16 protein-coding genes are annotated in these 15,178 nt (G+C 73.6%); 3 read left to right on the forward strand and 13 right to left on the reverse strand.

Features of this window, described 5'->3' with window-relative positions:
• Positions 1-10: 10 nt before the first annotated feature.
• The 12 genes from KIS93_RS10820 to KIS93_RS10870 form a co-directional block, all read right to left on the reverse strand.
• A complete protein-coding gene (locus tag KIS93_RS10820) occupies positions 11-856 on the reverse strand; it encodes an iron-containing redox enzyme family protein (protein ID WP_080039931.1) in 846 nt (281 codons plus the stop codon).
• A 147-nt stretch (positions 857-1,003) separates the two neighbouring features.
• Positions 1,004-2,095, reverse strand: a complete 1,092-nt coding sequence (locus KIS93_RS10825; protein WP_186404088.1) for an FAD/NAD(P)-binding protein — start codon at positions 2,093-2,095, stop codon at positions 1,004-1,006.
• Complete coding sequence (locus KIS93_RS10830) at positions 2,077-2,715, reverse strand: FAD/NAD(P)-binding protein (protein WP_186404089.1); 639 nt, start codon at positions 2,713-2,715, stop codon at positions 2,077-2,079. Before KIS93_RS10830 ends, KIS93_RS10825 begins: the two co-directional genes overlap by 19 nt.
• Positions 2,716-2,743: 28 nt before the next feature.
• Positions 2,744-3,553: a cytochrome c oxidase assembly protein gene (locus KIS93_RS10835; protein WP_155127807.1), complete on the reverse strand. Its 810-nt coding sequence runs from the start codon at positions 3,551-3,553 to the stop codon at positions 2,744-2,746.
• On the reverse strand, positions 3,520-4,044 hold the full coding sequence (locus tag KIS93_RS10840; protein ID WP_080039934.1) for a DUF2243 domain-containing protein: 525 nt from the start codon (positions 4,042-4,044) through the stop codon (positions 3,520-3,522). Before KIS93_RS10840 ends, KIS93_RS10835 begins: the two co-directional genes overlap by 34 nt.
• A gap of 108 nt (positions 4,045-4,152) precedes the next feature.
• The gene (locus KIS93_RS10845; RefSeq protein ID WP_080039935.1) at positions 4,153-5,028 is read right to left on the reverse strand and encodes an alpha/beta fold hydrolase; all 876 of its coding nucleotides are present in this window, start codon (positions 5,026-5,028) and stop codon (positions 4,153-4,155) included.
• Entirely contained in the window at positions 5,025-5,498 is a 474-nt protein-coding gene (locus KIS93_RS10850; protein ID WP_080039936.1) for a hypothetical protein, read from the reverse strand. Before KIS93_RS10850 ends, KIS93_RS10845 begins: the two co-directional genes overlap by 4 nt.
• Positions 5,499-5,555: 57 nt before the next feature.
• Complete coding sequence (locus KIS93_RS10855; protein WP_080039937.1) at positions 5,556-6,620, reverse strand: hypothetical protein; 1,065 nt, start codon at positions 6,618-6,620, stop codon at positions 5,556-5,558.
• A 78-nt stretch (positions 6,621-6,698) separates the two neighbouring features.
• Complete coding sequence (locus tag KIS93_RS10860) at positions 6,699-8,228, reverse strand: FAD-dependent monooxygenase (protein WP_080039938.1); 1,530 nt, start codon at positions 8,226-8,228, stop codon at positions 6,699-6,701.
• A 214-nt stretch (positions 8,229-8,442) separates the two neighbouring features.
• The gene (locus KIS93_RS64970) at positions 8,443-9,033 is read right to left on the reverse strand and encodes a PadR family transcriptional regulator (RefSeq protein ID WP_155127810.1); all 591 of its coding nucleotides are present in this window, start codon (positions 9,031-9,033) and stop codon (positions 8,443-8,445) included.
• 137 nt (positions 9,034-9,170) lie between these two features.
• Positions 9,171-9,575, reverse strand: coding sequence for a hypothetical protein (locus tag KIS93_RS64975; protein WP_155127813.1), 405 nt, complete (start codon positions 9,573-9,575; stop codon positions 9,171-9,173).
• 292 nt (positions 9,576-9,867) lie between these two features.
• Positions 9,868-10,647: an SDR family oxidoreductase gene (locus KIS93_RS10870; protein WP_080039940.1), complete on the reverse strand. Its 780-nt coding sequence runs from the start codon at positions 10,645-10,647 to the stop codon at positions 9,868-9,870.
• Between the two features lie 74 nt (positions 10,648-10,721).
• Here KIS93_RS10870 and KIS93_RS10875 point away from each other — a divergent pair, with 74 nt between their 5' ends.
• A complete protein-coding gene (locus KIS93_RS10875; RefSeq protein WP_080039941.1) occupies positions 10,722-11,360 on the forward strand; it encodes a TetR/AcrR family transcriptional regulator in 639 nt (212 codons plus the stop codon).
• Between the two features lie 604 nt (positions 11,361-11,964).
• Here the strand turns inward: KIS93_RS10875 and KIS93_RS67425 are convergent.
• Positions 11,965-12,570 carry a TetR/AcrR family transcriptional regulator gene (locus KIS93_RS67425; RefSeq protein WP_155127816.1) on the reverse strand — a complete coding sequence of 202 codons (606 nt, stop codon included), beginning with the start codon at positions 12,568-12,570 and terminating at the stop codon, positions 11,965-11,967.
• A 458-nt stretch (positions 12,571-13,028) separates the two neighbouring features.
• Here KIS93_RS67425 and KIS93_RS10885 point away from each other — a divergent pair, with 458 nt between their 5' ends.
• Both KIS93_RS10885 and KIS93_RS10890 read left to right on the forward strand, forming a co-directional pair.
• Positions 13,029-13,685 (forward strand): CatB-related O-acetyltransferase, encoded by a 657-nt coding sequence (locus tag KIS93_RS10885; RefSeq protein ID WP_080039942.1) that lies wholly within the window; start codon positions 13,029-13,031, stop codon positions 13,683-13,685.
• Between the two features lie 136 nt (positions 13,686-13,821).
• Positions 13,822-14,985, forward strand: a complete 1,164-nt coding sequence (locus tag KIS93_RS10890) for a macrolide family glycosyltransferase (protein ID WP_230466286.1) — start codon at positions 13,822-13,824, stop codon at positions 14,983-14,985.
• The last annotated feature ends 193 nt before the right edge of the window (positions 14,986-15,178 follow it).

Below are 15,178 nucleotides of genomic sequence, written 5' to 3' on the forward strand. Positions count from 1 at the left end.
GGTGGTTCTCTCAGCTCGTCGCCGCCACCGCCTCGCCCTCCTGGCCGTCGCGCACGGCGGGCTCCCGCTCTTCGAGCGAGCTGAGCCCGCGCCGCCACCGGCTCAGGACGTGCTCGGCCCAGCGGCGTTCGAGGGTCAGGGCGCAGGCGGCGCCGTACAGGATGTCGCCCGTCAGCGACGGCTCCTGGGCGGCGAGGTCGGAAGTGTTCCGCAGATAGGACGGGGCGGCCGGCTCCAGCGCGGCGAGGTGCCCGGCCAGGGCGCCGCGCAGCCGCCGGTGCAGCCCGAACAGCGACCTGACGTTCGCGACGGCCAGCGTGATGCCGGGCACGTCGGGCAGGTAGACGCCGTAGGAGTCGTCGAGCCCTGGCCCGGTCATGGCGGCCCCGAACACCGCCGGCACCTTCAGGTGGTGGATGGCGCGGTGCACGACGAGCTCGCGGTGGCGGCCCAGGCCGGCCTCATGTCCGAGACCGGCCTCGCGCCACAGGAGGGCCGCCGGCGAGAGCCCGCCCGCCTCCTCCTTGGCCACCAGCTCGGCCAGCGCGTGCCGGACGTGCTGCGGCGGCACGGCCGGCGGGCGCGGCACGTCGTGCGCGAGCGCGGCCTCCAGGCAGCGTTCGAGGTCGCGGCGGGTGGCCAGCAGCGACGGCTGCCACTCCCACAGGTCGTTGACGTCGTCGAAGCCGCGCGAGTGCAGCTCGTAGCAGGCGAAGAGGGCGAGCTGGAGGTCGCCGTCGTCCAGTGCCGTCTCGGGCGGCGGGGTGACCAGCGGCGGGTCCAGCTCGCACGGCGGGCCGGCGAGGCGGGCGAAGAGCCCCGCCGTGATCGGACCGCGGGCGGCGGGCAGACGCATCACGAACCTCCTCGTCGAGTTCCGGCTGTGCCGCGACGGCTGAGGCACGTGTCCGGGTACGGCCAGGTACGTGCATCTCCGGCACCTGCTCGCGCCCTTCCCTGCCCCGCCTCCGCGCACTCAAACAGCGCTGCCCGGAGGGCCTGATCAGGGGCGGGCCAGCAGGGCGGCGGCCACCGCGTCCGCGTCGCGGAAGAACGGGCTGTCCTGCCCGGGCCGGCCCGTGCCGACCTCGGTGAACCAGCGGGTGTGGTTGGTGGCCACGCCGAGCGCGTGCAGGTCCCGCGCCGCCCGTCCGAGCCGGTCGATCACCCGGTACGGCGCCCGCGTCACGGCCAGCCCGCCCACGTCGAAGCGCGCCCCGGTGGACGGGTCCACGTTCACGAACTCGCTGACCATCCCGTCCGCCAGGAGCTGCTTGACCAGCGGGGAGGCGTCCCTGGACAGGTCGCGGGCGGGCGCCCGCGCGTCCACGAGCACCTTCGTCACCCGCCGCGAGCCGCGCACCTGCGGCGAGGACACCCCGAACCCGCCCGGCACCGGCTCCACCGTGCCCCCGGGCCCGACCGGCCGCACGATCCCGGCTTCCAGCAGCGCCGCGAGCTGGTCCACGTGCTCGGCGGGCGGCCCGGCCGACAGGACGAAGCTCTCCGGGACGAACCTGGACAGGAAGTCCCGGTGCGAGTCGGGCAGCAGCCCGCCGAAGTCCACGACCTGCGGGAGCAGCGGCCGGATCACGCGCAGCATCTCCGTGGCCGCCTTGACCGTGCCGTCCACGCAGCCGGCGCCCGCGCGCCGGGCGTCCTCGCGCAGCAGCCTGGCCAGGGCGGCCCGGTAGTCGCCGGGGCCGCCGAACCACCGGCCGCGAAAGGGCCGGGCCAGGCGGGTGAGCGGGTGCGCGGCGCCGGTCGAGCACGCCAGGTCGGCCTCGTACTGGATGAGCGGCTCCACCCGGCGGGCGAAGTCGAGCTGCGGCGTGCCGGTGGCCGCCAGCGCCGCCGCCCGCAGCTCGGCCAGGCGTTCCTCGGTCACGACCCGCAGCCGGACGGGCGGCGCGGGGAAGTCGGGCACCTCCGGCCTGGCCAGGAACGGCAGGCCGCCGCGCGAGAGCGCCAGCAGGTGCGGCTCGTCGCCGCTGGGCACGTACCGCAGACCATTCCGGGTGGGGACGAACCGCCCGCCCCTGCCGAGCGTGACCGCCCGCATCACGTCGTAGAACGTCAGCCCGAAGCCGCGCACCGCCACCTCGGCCCCGGCGGCAGGTCGTCGAGCGGCATCTCGGCCGCCAGCCCCGGCGGGACGTAGCGCAGGCCGTGCTCGTCGGCGTGCCGCAGCCAGGAGAGCTGCTCCTCGTCGGGCTCCACGCTGCCGTGGCCGGTCGTGAGCACCGCCTTGTCCACCCGGTACGCCCTGCCGCCCGCGACCAGCCGCAGCCCGCCCGGCACGCGGGTCAGCCCCGTGACCTCCGCCCGGACGGGACGCACCCGCACGTGCGGCGGCGCGGTCGCGCAGAGCGCGCGGAACACGTCGGCCAGGTACTGCCCGTACAGCCGCCGCGCCGGGTAGGCGCCCGGCTCCAGCCCCGCCCAGCGGGCCATCGTGCCGTAGCGGTGGGCGGGCAGGCCGTCGTTGCCGGGAGAGCGCATCGTGCTCTCGCCCGCCGTCGTGTTGGCCGACAGCCAGGAGGGCTGGTCGACGCGCCACACCCGGCCGCCGCCGTGCCCGACCGCGTCGAACGCCCAGATCGTCACCTCGTCGCCGTCCCGGTGCGGGGTGTCGCGCAGCCGTACCAGGAGGCGTTCCAGCACCGACAGGCCCCGCGGCCCCACCCCTATCACGGCGATCACCCGTTCACTCATGCCGCTCCGCTGCCCGGGCGGGGCCGGGTCAGGCGTGGTGACCTGCCACGATTCCCCGCGTGGGCCGCCGTTCCGTGCGGCGGGGGCGCCAGCCGGCCACGAGGGCCAGCGCGAGGAGCAGCTCGGCCAGGTCGCCGCCGTAGTACATGATCTCGGCGGCGCCGCGCCGCTGCTCCTCGGGTACGGGCAGGTCCACGCCGATGCCCGCGTACATGAGCTGGGACAGGACGCTGTGGCCCGCGATCGCCACGCCCAGCACGACCAGGCGGGCCACCACCGGCGGGCGGCGCGGGGCCGGGTCGGGGCCGGCGATCACCCACGCGAACAGGCAGCCCGACAGCAGGAAGTGCAGGTTCACCCAGCCGTGGAGCCCTTCGTGCGCGGCCAGCGGCGTGCCGTACAGGACGAACAGGCCGCCCGCGCTGAGTACCAGCGCGGTGATCGGGTTGGCGACGGCGTGCACGGCGCGGTGGCGCAGCAGCCCGCCCAGGCGGCGGGCCCACGCTCGGGGGAGGGTGCGCAGGAGCAGGGTGATCGGTGCTCCCATGACCAGGCCGAGGGGGGCCAGCATGCCGATGAGCAGGTGCTGCGCCATGTGGCCGCGGAAGTCGGCCGCCGCCCAGGCCGCGACCGGGCCGGTCACGGCCGCCGCGACCAGCGCCAGCCCGGTCACGAACAATGCCGAGCGCCATCCCTTCCAGGTGGTGGCGCGGGCCGCGATCAGGTAGGCGACGGCCACCGCCAGGAGGAGGAGCAGGACGGGCGCGACGGCACCGGCGTGATCCGCATGACCGCCGTGGCCGGTCACGTCCGCGCCGCCCGTTCGTCGCCTGCGCACAGGTCGAGCTCCCCGCCGCCGCGCTGCAGCCCCCAGCCGCCGATCATCAGCAGCGCGCCGAGGAGCAGGAAGCCCAGGTCCCACCAGAGCTGGTACGGGCCGGTGCGGACGTGGTGGATGCCCAGCAGGTGGTGGTCGATCACGCCTTCCACCAGGTTGAACAGGCCCCAGCCGAGCAGGATCCAGCCCCAGAGGCTGCGCGAGCGCCAGACCCGGCCGCGCGAGGCCGTGACGCGCGAGTAGAGCAGCCCGAGCCCGATCAGCACCGCCAGCCAGGTGACGGTGTGGAACAGGCCGTCCCACAGCGTGTTCATGCGCAGCCCCGGCACGGTGTCCACCGGGTAGTCGCGGATGCCGATGTTGTCGGTGCCGGTGCTGCTCAGCATGTGGTGCCACTGCAGGAGCTGGTGCAGCAGGATGCCGTCGACGAAACCGCCGAGCCCGACCCCGAGGATCGTGCCGGGCAGCGCGATGGCGTTGCGGGTCGCCATGGGGCTCCTTCTCGCGTCCTTCGCGTCCGGGCGTGGCCTACCCCGCAGAAGCTTCGGCACGCACGGACACTCCGAGCCTTGCCGAGTCCCTGACCGGCTTCGGGGCTGTTACGCGGGTGGGCGGGCGCAGGCGTCCAGGTGGAAGTCCAGCACCGCCCGCGCGATCTCGCCCGGCTGCTCGGCCACCATGGCGTGGCTGGCGTCCAGCTCCAGGACGCGCAGGTGCGGCCGGTCGGCGACGAGGGGCAGCAGGTCGCGGCGGATGCCCGCGCGCTGCGCCGGCATGAGCTCGCCGACGCGGCCGGGCAGGCCGGGCAGGTTCCGCGTGGCCAGGACGAACAGGGCGGGGCAGCGGATCTCCGCGACCGACGGGACGCTGTCGAGGAAGTACGGGTCGTACCTGACCTGCCCGGCCAGCGCGGCACTCGGCCGGGCGAAGACGCCTTCGTCCGTGGTGAGCAGCGCCCTCGGCGGGAACATCGCGGCGTGCCCCTCCGGCAGTGGCTGCGCCATCGCCGCCGCCTGCGCGTCGAAGACCGTCTTCAGCTCCGCGAGGAGTGCGCGCAGCTCCTCCTCCTCGATGCCGGCGTAGAGCCCTGGGCCGGTCTCGGCCGAGCGCAGGCCGTCGAGGTTGACGATGCCGGGGGCGTCCGGGTGGCGCAGCGCCCACCGCACGGCGACCATGCCGCCGAGGGAGTGGCCGACGACGAGCGGCGCGTCCAGGCCGAGGTGGTCGACGACGGCCTGCACGTCGTCGAGGACCGCCTCCCACTCCCACGGGCCCTCCCCCGACAGGCCGTGGCCGCGCAGGTCCATCGCGACGACGCGGTGCGAGCCGGTCAGCAGGGGCGCGACCGCGTCCCAGTGCAGCAGGGTGCCGCCGAGGCCGTGCAGCAGCAGGACGGGCGCGCCGTCGCCCCCGTGGTCGCGGACGGCGAGAGGGACCGGGCGGTCGTCGATGACGAGGTCGTGCGGTGCGGTCACGGGTTGCTCTCCTTGGGGCGGTTGAGCCGGGCGTGGATGGAGGACGTCGTGACGCCGCCGTCGGGATGCTTGTCGAGCTTGCCGCGTTTGACCAGGTCGTGGACGCCCTGGCGGGTGATGCCGAGCATCGCGCCCGCGGTCGAGTAGGAGACCGCCGCCGCGGCAGGATGCCCGACGCTGCGCGCGACGGCCCGCCCGAGCGGGGTGCGCCACCACTGCTCGGGCGGGTCGAACGGCTCGTCACCGGGGAACAGGACCCCGATCAGCCGGGCGGCGGTCAGGGCGGCCTGGCGCGGGTCGCGTCCGAGCAGCTGGGCGGACCAGACCTCGGCCTGCACGCGCAGGCGGTCCTTGATCGGGGTCAGCAGTTCGTCGCCGTCGAGCAGGATCTCCAGCGGGTCCAGCACCCTGGTCTCCAGCAGCCTGATGAGGGCGGCCACGAGCTCGACGTGATCATCGGTCGTCGTCACTTGACAGACGATAGCAAGTACTTGCTGCCGTCCGTCAAGTAGCGGCGGTGCGGGGGATCAGGGCGCCTCGGCCAGCGTCAGCCCGTAGTGCTGCACGTAGTACTCCCCCACCTGCTGGCTGTGATCGACCAGGTACAGCTCGCGCGGGGACTTGTGGCCGTTGAGGCGGGCGGTGCCCACCACGAGCCGCGCCAGCGCCCGGCCGTCCACCTCGCCGGGCCGATGGGCCGGGGAGCGGTAGGCCGCGTCGGCCAGGTGCTCGGCGTCCGGCGGGCCGGCCAGCCAGCCCAGGGCGAGCAGCTCGGGCTCGGGCAGCGGGGTGGGGTTGAAGTCGCAGAGAGCCAGCTCCAGCACCGGATCGCAGGACAGGTACACGTGCAGCGCCCCGAGCCACAGACCGAAGTGGGTCAGATCGCGGGCGATGCCGAGCGCGCGGACCTCGACGGGCAGCGTGATCAGCACCGACGCCAGGGCACGGGCGAAGACGTCCCAGTCGTCGGTACGCCAGCCGCCCGGCATCCCCAGCCCCTCGTTGGCAGGGTCACGGCTGACGCCGAAGAAACCGCCGAGCGCGTACGGCTCGCCGTGCGACTGCCGCCAGTGCCAGCTCTCGACCGGCCCGTTCGGCTGCAGCAACAGCTCGGGCCCCTGCTCACCGGCCCGCAACTCCAGCGAGTCGCTCTCGCCCCGCCACCGCCGGAACGGGCTCCCCCACGACGCCGGACTGTCGTAGAACGGACCCGGGCTCCCGTACACCCCCATGATGGACGAGGGACCGAACGCGCCCGTCAGCACGTCGGCCGCCCGCCGGAACGCATCCGCCTTGGCGACCGGATCGTCCTCGGGCACGTCGACCGGCACGTACAGGCCGAAATACTCCTCCCCCTCGGCGTACTCCTCCACCGCGTGCCTGCGCACCGACCGCAGATACGCGTCACCGGTCGGCAACCCCGTGCGCAGCACCGGCCCGTGATGCTCCCGGTGCGGCGGCTCCACCCGGTGCCGCCACTCCCACCCCAGCCCGTCCACCAGCTCCCGCATGGCCGTCTCCGTCCAGCCACCGGTTTCGGCCTGCCGGAGCCGCCGCGCCAGCTCCAGCAGTACCTCGTCCTCCAGCCTCATCGGCGCCCACCCCTATGACGTTCGTCGGTTTTACCGGGGCAGCAGCATGCCAGCCGCCTCCGGCAGACGCCGCTCGTTTCACCCCGTCTCGAAACGTCCCTCCTGCCGAACCGGCCCGCACGACGCGCCGAACCAGGTGGCGAGGGCCGTGGCAAGGGTGGAATCGGGCTGGGGCTCGGACGTGGTGGACACCCACGCGGCGTGCCCGTCGGGGCGGATCAGCAGCCCTTCGAGCTCGGGCCGGCCGGGGCAGCGGGCGTCGCAGGTGTCCACCCAGCCGCCGGCGGCGGCGGGCAGCGGCCGCTCACCGAGGCGGAGCAGGAGCGGGCGGGCGCGGCGCAGCAGCTCGGCGACGCTCGTGCGGCGGCCGTCGAGGGTCAGCTCCAGATCGGGGACGAGGCGGCCGAGCCACGGGTGCTCACCCGGGATCTTCGGGTCGTATCGGGTGCTCACCCCGGTGGCCAGCTCCGCGAGGTACTTGCCGACGCCCGGCACCCGGTCCACGAGCTGCGCGAACAGGTCACGCACCGGAGCCAGCCCCGGGTCGTGCCCGCCGAGGGCCGCCTGCGCGCCGATGGTGCTCAGCAGCCGCTCACCCGCCGCATGCCGTTCCTCGTGATAGCTGTGCAGCAGACCCTCGGGCGCGCGCCCCAGCGCGGTGGCCGCCAGCTTCCAGCCGAGGTTGACCGCGTCGGCCAGCGCCACGTTCACCCCGACCGCGCCGGTCGGCGGGTGGATGTGCGCGGCATCGCCCGCCAGCGCGACCCGCCCGGCGACGTACCGCTCGGCCAGCCGCGCCGCGTCACCGAAGCGGGTCAGCCAGCGCGGCTCCCGCAGCTCCACCGGCCGTCCGAGCTGTTCGGCCAGCAGCCGCTCGAAGGAGGCGAGCGTCACCGGCTCGTCGCGGTCGGCGGGCGGCTCGGGCTCGTTCAGCACGATGCGCACGTAACCGGGCCGCGGGATCACGAACACCGTGCCCCGCTCCCCCTTCGTCATGCCGAACGGCAGGGCGGCCGGATCGGCGAGCTCCACGTCCGCGAGCACCCCGAACGTGGTGGCGGGCGTGCCGGGGAACGCGATCCCGGCCCGCTTCCGTACGAGGCTGCGGCTGCCGTCGCACCCGACGAGGTAGGCGACCCGCGCACGACGCAGAGAGCCCCCCGCCCCTCCGACACCGTCAGTCCGTTCGACGGTGACCTCGACGCCGCCCGCGTCCTGCTCCAGGTCGGTGACCGCGTGCCCCCACGACACCTTGACACCCAGCTCGGCCAGCCACTCCTCCAGCAGCTCCTCGACCCGGGTCTGCGCGATGCCCAGCACGTACGGATGGTCGCTGTCCATCACCGTCAGATCCAGCGGGCGGGCCGGGTCGGCGAACATGCTCGACGGAACAGTCGGCCCCTCAGCCAGGAACCGCCCGGCAATCCCGCGCCGATCGAGCAGCTCCAGACTGCGAGCGTTGAGGGTGAACCCCCTGCAGTACGGCGACCGCTCCGGCAGCGCATCGACCACCATCACCTCGGCCCCGGCCAACGTCAGCTCGGCCGCCAGCATCAACCCGGCCGGCCCCGCACCCGCCACCATGATCACGCCATCGCCACCACTCATCGCCCCAGCCCTCCGTCACGAACCCGACCACTCACCCAGCACCGCGCTCCGGTATGCGTCCTGTCGCTCATCAAGCCCCGCCCTTCCGCACCCGTCCCGCCGCTCGCCGAGCGCCGCCTATCGGCACACGACCTACCGCTCGCCGAGCGCCGCCTATCGGCACACGACCTACCGCTCCGCCAAGCCCGCGCTTCCGGGCCCGCTCCGTCGCTCGTCACTCGCTCTCCTCGGCGCGCACCCAGCCGGTCGGGTCCGGCCAGGGCAGCCGGCCCGTCTCGATGTCGGTGACGATCTCCTCGATCCAGGCAAGCTCCGCCTCCTGCATCCGGATCGCGTACTCCACCTCGACCACGAACAGCCGCGGCACCTTGCCGCTCGCCAGCAGCTCGCCGTGCTCGCGCCGGTGCTCCTCCAGCGCGGTGCGCACCCGTGCGGCGCGATCGCGCAGCGCCGCCGTGGCGCCGTCGGGGCCGAGTGCCCCGAGGTAGCTGACCGCGGACAGGAACTTCGGGTACTCGGCGGAGGGCACGCGGATCAGCTCCTCCACCCACCGCGCGAACTCGGCCCGCCCGAGCGCGGTGTGCTGGTACACGGTGCGCTCGGGCCGGGCGCCGACCTTGACGGTCTCCCGCGCCTCGATCCACCCGGCCCGCTCCAGCGCGCGCACGACGTCGTACAGGGAGCCCGTCGTCACCTTGAACACCCGGTCCAGGCCGCGTTCGCGCAGGGTGGCGGCCATGGCGTGCGGGTGCAGCGGGGTCTCGATGAGCAGCCCCAGGACGGCCAGGCCCAGTGCGTTCGACACCGGGAGGCGGTTACTCGTTCCCAATCGCTCGCCTCCTATTGCTCGGATCCGAGTATTAGCCGAGTGCGACGGCCTGTCAAACGGCGAGGGCCCCGCCACCGGCACGCCGGCAGCGGGGCCCTCTTGGGGTGGGACCGCTAGCAGTTCGTCTTCTTCTTGGTGAGGACGACCTGGTCGGGGTTGGAGTTGTCGACCTTCTTCTTGCCGCTGGTGCGGGGGTTGACCGAGAAGCACTTCCAGAAGAAGTCGTGGTTCTGCTTGACGAACTTCAGCTCGACCCACCGCTTCTGGTTGCAGTGGTTGTTGAAGTACACGGTGGTGGAGACGTTCCCGTCGCCCCACGAGACGTTGATCTTCTGCCCGCTCGGCGAGGTGCACGAGGCGGACCTCCGGTGCACGCCGAGCGCCTGCGCCTGGGCCTGCGCCTGTGTCTGGGTCTGGGTCTGGGACGTCGATTGCGCGGACGCGGCGGACGGGACGGCGAGCATCGCGAGAGCGGCACCGAGTCCGGCGATCGCGGGAGCGAGCTGGGAATTCCTCATGATCCTCTTCCTGTCTCGACGAACGCCCCGGATCGGCTTCGCCGGCCACCCCCGTCGGGCGGCGACCTCGGGCACCGGGGCTCGCTCCCCACGCTGACGAGTCGCCCTGACGTACGGCAAGCAATCTTTGTCCAGCGCCCGTCCAGAAACGCAGGACGAACGTTGGACAATGGAACGCCCAGGTCAGCGCCATGGGACGGAAGGCGCCGAGCCGGTCACAACCGCGCGTCGGAAGGCAGGGCGGCCGGGCCCCTTCGACAGCGGGGCGAACCGCCGTACCAGGAGGTGGGGATCAGGCGGGGGCAGGGGTGAGGCGGGGGCCGAGGAAGAGGCCGCCGCTGGCGTCGATGATCTGGCCGGTGATCCAGCGGGCGGCGTCGGAGGCGAGGAACGCGACGACGTCGGCCACGTCGTCGGCCTCGCCCAGGCGGCCGAGCGCCGTCGAGGCGGTGATGGCGTCGGCCAGGCCCGGCGACTCGAAGATCGCCGCGTTGGCGGGCGTGCGGGTGGCGCCGGGAGCGACCGCGTTCACCGTGATGCCGCGGGCTCCGAGCTCGTTGGCCAAGGTGAGGCTCATCGTCTCGATGGCACCCTTGGTCATGGCGAACGACGTCTGGGCGGGGTTGGCCATGCGGGTGGCCACGGAGGAGATCGTGATGATGCGGCCGCCGTCGCGCAGGAGCGGCAGCGCGCGCTGAATGATGAAGTACGGGGCGCGGACGTTCACCGCGAAGAGACGGTCGAACTCGGCCCTGGTGGTGACCCCCAGCGGGCCGGCGGGCGGGGCCGCCGCGTTGTTGACCAGGATGTCGAGCGGGCGCCCGGCCAGCGCGGCCGCCACTCCCGCGACGAGCGTCTCGGCGTCGCCGTCGACGCCCAGCTCGGCCCCGACGGCGAGCGCGGTGCCGCCGGCGCGCTCGATCTCCTCGACCGTGGCCTTCGCGCCGTGCTCGTCGGCGCCGAAGTGCACGACGACCATCGCGCCCCGCTCCGCGAGCCGGGTCGCGATCGCCCGCCCGATGCCGCGGGAGGCGCCGGTCACCAGGGCCGTCTTGCCGGTCAATGCGCTCATGTCTCCGCCTTCCAGAGGAACATGTTAGAGACTACCTTCTTGGTAGTCACTATCAGTACGGTAGTCTCTATCACATGGCCGACCAGCACTCAACTTTGCGGGCGCGCAGACGGGCCCAGACGCAGCGCATGATCCAGGGGCACGCGGTGCGGCTGTTCGCCGAGCGCGGCTACGACGCGACGACCGTGAACGACGTCGCCGAGGCGGCGGGCGTGTCCCCCATGACGGTGTACCGGCACTTTCCGACCAAGGAGGACCTGGTGCTGGTGGATCAGCGGGGCGAGCTCGTCGCGGAGCGCATCGCCGCCTCGCCCGTCGAGCAGCTCCTGGCCCGCCGCATCGGTGACGCGCTCGTCGACGCGGCGGCGGCGCTGACCGGCGACGACGACGGCAGGGCGTTCCTGCTCACCCGTCTCCGCCTGATGGTCTCCACGCCCGCCTTGCGCGCCCGACACCTCGACAACCAGTACGCCCTGCAACAGGCGATCATCGACGCCCTGGGAGCCGACACCGCCGACCCCGAGGCGGCCTTCCGGGCCGAGGCGGCGGCGGGCGCCTGCCTGTCCGCCCTGCACACGGCGCTGGTGCGGTGGGCGCAGGACGACGGGCGCGGCGAGCTGCCCGGCCTGGTCACCAAGGCCCTCACCGCGGTCTTCGGCCAGGAGGTCTTCGGCGGGGAGGGGGTCTCCGGCGAGGCCACCGCCTCACGCTGAGGCTCCGGCACTCGCCCCGCGCCGAAGCACCGGGCTCGTCCCGCGCTGACATGCGACGCCCTCGTGCCCGCCGTTCTCACACCGAGGCGCCGGCCTCCGGTCCGGCCCGATGGACGTCTCCGGCGCGGACTCGGCGAGGGCGACTGCGTCCCGTCCGGGCAGGGCGGGGGCTGTGACCGGGCGGTGCGGGCATGGCGGAGGATTTGGCCGCCCGGTGTGGGCAAGGCGGAGGCGCCGACGGCTGGTGCGGGCATGCCGGGGGCTGCGACCGGCCGGTGCGGGCACGGTGGAGGAGCCAGCGGCCGGTGCAGGCGCGGCACAGGTGCCCAGGGCTGGGCCGGGCTTGGCAGAGGCGCCAGCCACCGGCACAGGCGTGCCGAAGCCGATCAAGGCGCGCCAGCTGCTCATCCAGGCGCGCCGGAGGCTGCTCCGGGCGTGCCGGCGGCTGCTCCCGGCGTGCCGGCGGCCGGTTCGAGCGTGGCGGCTGCTGCTCCGGGCGTGGCGGAGGTGCTGGCGGCCGGTGCGCGGGTGGTGGGGTTGCGGGCGGCCGATGTGGGCCGGCGAAGGGGGTGATGGCTGGGTTGGGTTTGGTGGGGGTGGTGGCCTACGGGTTGGGCTTGGGGGTCGGGGCAGCGTCCGAATCGAGGTTGGTGGGGGTGCTGGTGGCCGGGGTGGGGGTGGTGAAGGCGCCGGCGGAGGCGGCCAGGACGGCGGTCCTGGCGGCGTGGTCGGGCAGGTCCGGGGTTGGTGGGGTGCGGAGCAGGACGAGGTGGTGGTAGAGGGGGGCCGTGGCGGCGATGAGGAGTTGGCGTGCGTCGGTGTGCGGGGGGAGTTCGCCGCGTTTGATGGCTCGGCTGACGATGACCTCGCAGCGGGTGTAGCGGTCCTCCCAGAGGTGGCGGACGCCTCGGGCGGCCTCCTCCGAGCGGAACGAGGCGGCGATCAGGGCGGCGGCGAGCGGGGGCTGCGCGGTCATCGCGGCGAGGTTTTCGCGGTTGAGCGCGGTCAGGTCGCCGAGCAGGGAGCCGGTGTCCTGGGGCTGCCAGTCGTCGTCGCTCGTCGCCTCGAAGACGTCGGCCAGCAGGCCGCCGACGTCCCGCCAGCGCCTGTAGACGGTCGCGCGGTGCACGCCGGCGCGGGCCGCTACGCCGTCCAGGCTGAGCCCGTCGTAGCCATGCTCGGCGAGCTCGGCGCGGACGGCGTCGAGCACCTGTGCGCGGATGCGGCCGGTACGCCCGCCCGGCCGGCGCCGAGGCCCTTGGGGCGCCCGGCTCTCCGACGACGGGACTTCTGAGGATGAGCCCTTCGACGGCGGGGGCTTGGGTGGCGACGCCTCCGACGGTGATGCCTCAGGCGCCGGCGTCTTGGGTCTCGGGGTCTTGGGTCTCGCGGTCTTGGATCGCGAGGGCTTGGATCGCGGGAGCTTGGATGGTGACACCTCGGACGATGGCGCCTCCGACGACGGAGCTTCGGGGGGCGGGGACTCCGGCGGCCGCGTTTCCGATGGCGAGGCCGCAGAGGACGGAGACCCAGAGGACGGAGACCTAGAGGGCGGGGGCTGGGAGGGCGGGGGCTTGGAGGGGGTGGCGCGGTTGTCGGGTTGCTCGGGGCGCGGAGGCATGACAGGATCTTAATGTAGAAGTTGTCGCATTAACAAAGGTTCTCCACATGAATCCGCTCGTTCCCGCCGACCCGGACGTCCTGCACCCCATGCCGGGTCAGCCGCGGGTGGTGCTGCTCAAGCCGCTGGTCACGTCCCCGCTGATCGAGGTCGGGGAGTACTCCTACTACGACGACCCCGATGACCCGACCGCGTTCGAGACGCGCAACGTGCTGTACCACTACGGGCCGGAGAAGCTGATCATCGGCAGGTTCTGCGCGCTGGGCACGGGGGTGCGGTTCATCATGAACGGTGCCAACCACCGCATGGACGGCCCCTCGACCTTCCCCTTCCCCACCATGGGCGGCTCGTGGGCGGATCACTTCGATCTGCTGACCGGGCTGCCGAGCCGGGGTGACACCGTGGTCGGCAACGACGTGTGGTTCGGTCATGGGGCGAGGGTGATGCCGGGGGTGCGCATCGGGCACGGCGCGATCATCGCCACCGGCGCCGTGGTCACCTCCGACGTGCCCGACTACGGCATCGTCGGCGGGAACCCGGCCCGGCTCATCCGCACCCGCTACAGCGAGGAGGACGTCGCCCGGCTGCTGGCCGTGGCGTGGTGGGACTGGCCGGTCGAGCACATCACCGAGCACGTGCGGACGATCATGTCGGGCAGCGTCGCCGACCTGGAGGCGGTCGCGCCGGCCCCGCGCCCCGCCTGACGTCCCCAAGCAGCCACATGACGTCCCTGGCCCGGTGCGCGACGCCGTCTCACGTCACACGACCTCCCCGCGCCGAGCACGACGTCCCCATGCCCACACCCCCGCCGCCACGAGCTTCTGGAACGAGTGATCGCCCATGTCCCACATCGCGATGGTCGGTATCCCCGCCGTCAGCCACGTCCTGCCCAGCCTGGAGGTCATCCGTGAGCTGGTGTCCCGAGGTCACCGGGTGACCTACGCCAACGATCCGGCGGTGGGTGAGCTGATCACCGGCACCGGTGCCGAGCTCGTTCCCTGCACGTCGGTGCTGCCGGTCGCCGACAACGACTGGCCCGACGACCCCATCGCCGCGATGAGCCTCTTCCTGAACGACGCCATGCAGGCTCTGCCACAGCTCCGCGCGGCTTACGACCGGGATCCGGCCGACCTCTACCTGTACGACATCGGCGCCTACGCGGCCCGCGCCCTGGCCGAGGCGCAGGGGCGGCCCCTGGTACAGCTGTCGCCGACGTACGTGGCGTGGAAGGGGTACGACGAGGAGGTGGCGGCGCACCTGCGGCAGTTGCCGGGCGCCGACGTCTACCGGGCCACGTTCGAGGAGTGGCTGGCCGGGTCGGGGGCGTCCACGACCGACGTGGACACGTTCTCCGGCGTTCCCGAGCGGGCCCTGGCCTTGATCCCGCGGGCCATGCAGCCGAACGCCGACCGGGTCGACGCCGAAAGGGTGACGTTCGTCGGGCCCTGCTTCGGGCCGGCGAGGGAGCAGGACGGCTGGGTCCGTCCCGCCGGCGCGGAGAAGGTTCTGCTGATCTCGCTGGGCTCCGCCTACACGCGGCAGCCGGAGTTCTACCGGCAGTGCCTGGCGGCGTTCGGGGGGCTGGCGGGCTGGCACGTGGTGCTGCAGATCGGCAAGTACGTCGACGCGGCCGAGCTGGGCGCCATCCCCGCGAACGTCGAGGTGCACTCCTGGGTGCCGCAGCGGGCGATCCTGGAGCAGGCGGACGCGTTCGTCACGCACGCCGGCATGGGCGGGTGCGGCGAGGGGTTGCTGGCCGGCGTTCCGATGATCGCGGTGCCGCAGGGGGCCGAGCAGTTCGTCAACGCCGACCGGCTGGTGGAGCTGGGCGTCGCCCGTCGCCTCGACACGGCGGACGCCACGGCGCCGGCGCTGCGGGCCGCCCTGCTGGAGCTCGTCGCCGACGCCGAGGTGGCCCGCCGGTCGGCGCGGCTGCGGGCCGACGCGCGCGCCGAGGGCGGCACCACCCGCGCCGCCGACCTCATCGAGCAGGCGCTGACCTGACCGCCACCCTCGCCAGGAGGCCGATGACCTGACCGCCACCGTCGCCAGGAGGCCGATGACCTGACCGCCACCGTCGCCAGGAGGCCGATGACCTGACCGCCGGCCCCATCAGGAAGCCTCCGGCCTGACCGCCGCCCGCGCTCACGCCTGTAACGGTCGCAACCCGGCGTGACGGCGATGCGGGTGGCGGCGC

The sequence above is a fragment of the [Actinomadura] parvosata subsp. kistnae genome, assembly GCF_900323885.1.
GTDB classification, from domain to species: domain Bacteria; phylum Actinomycetota; class Actinomycetes; order Streptosporangiales; family Streptosporangiaceae; genus Nonomuraea; species Nonomuraea composti.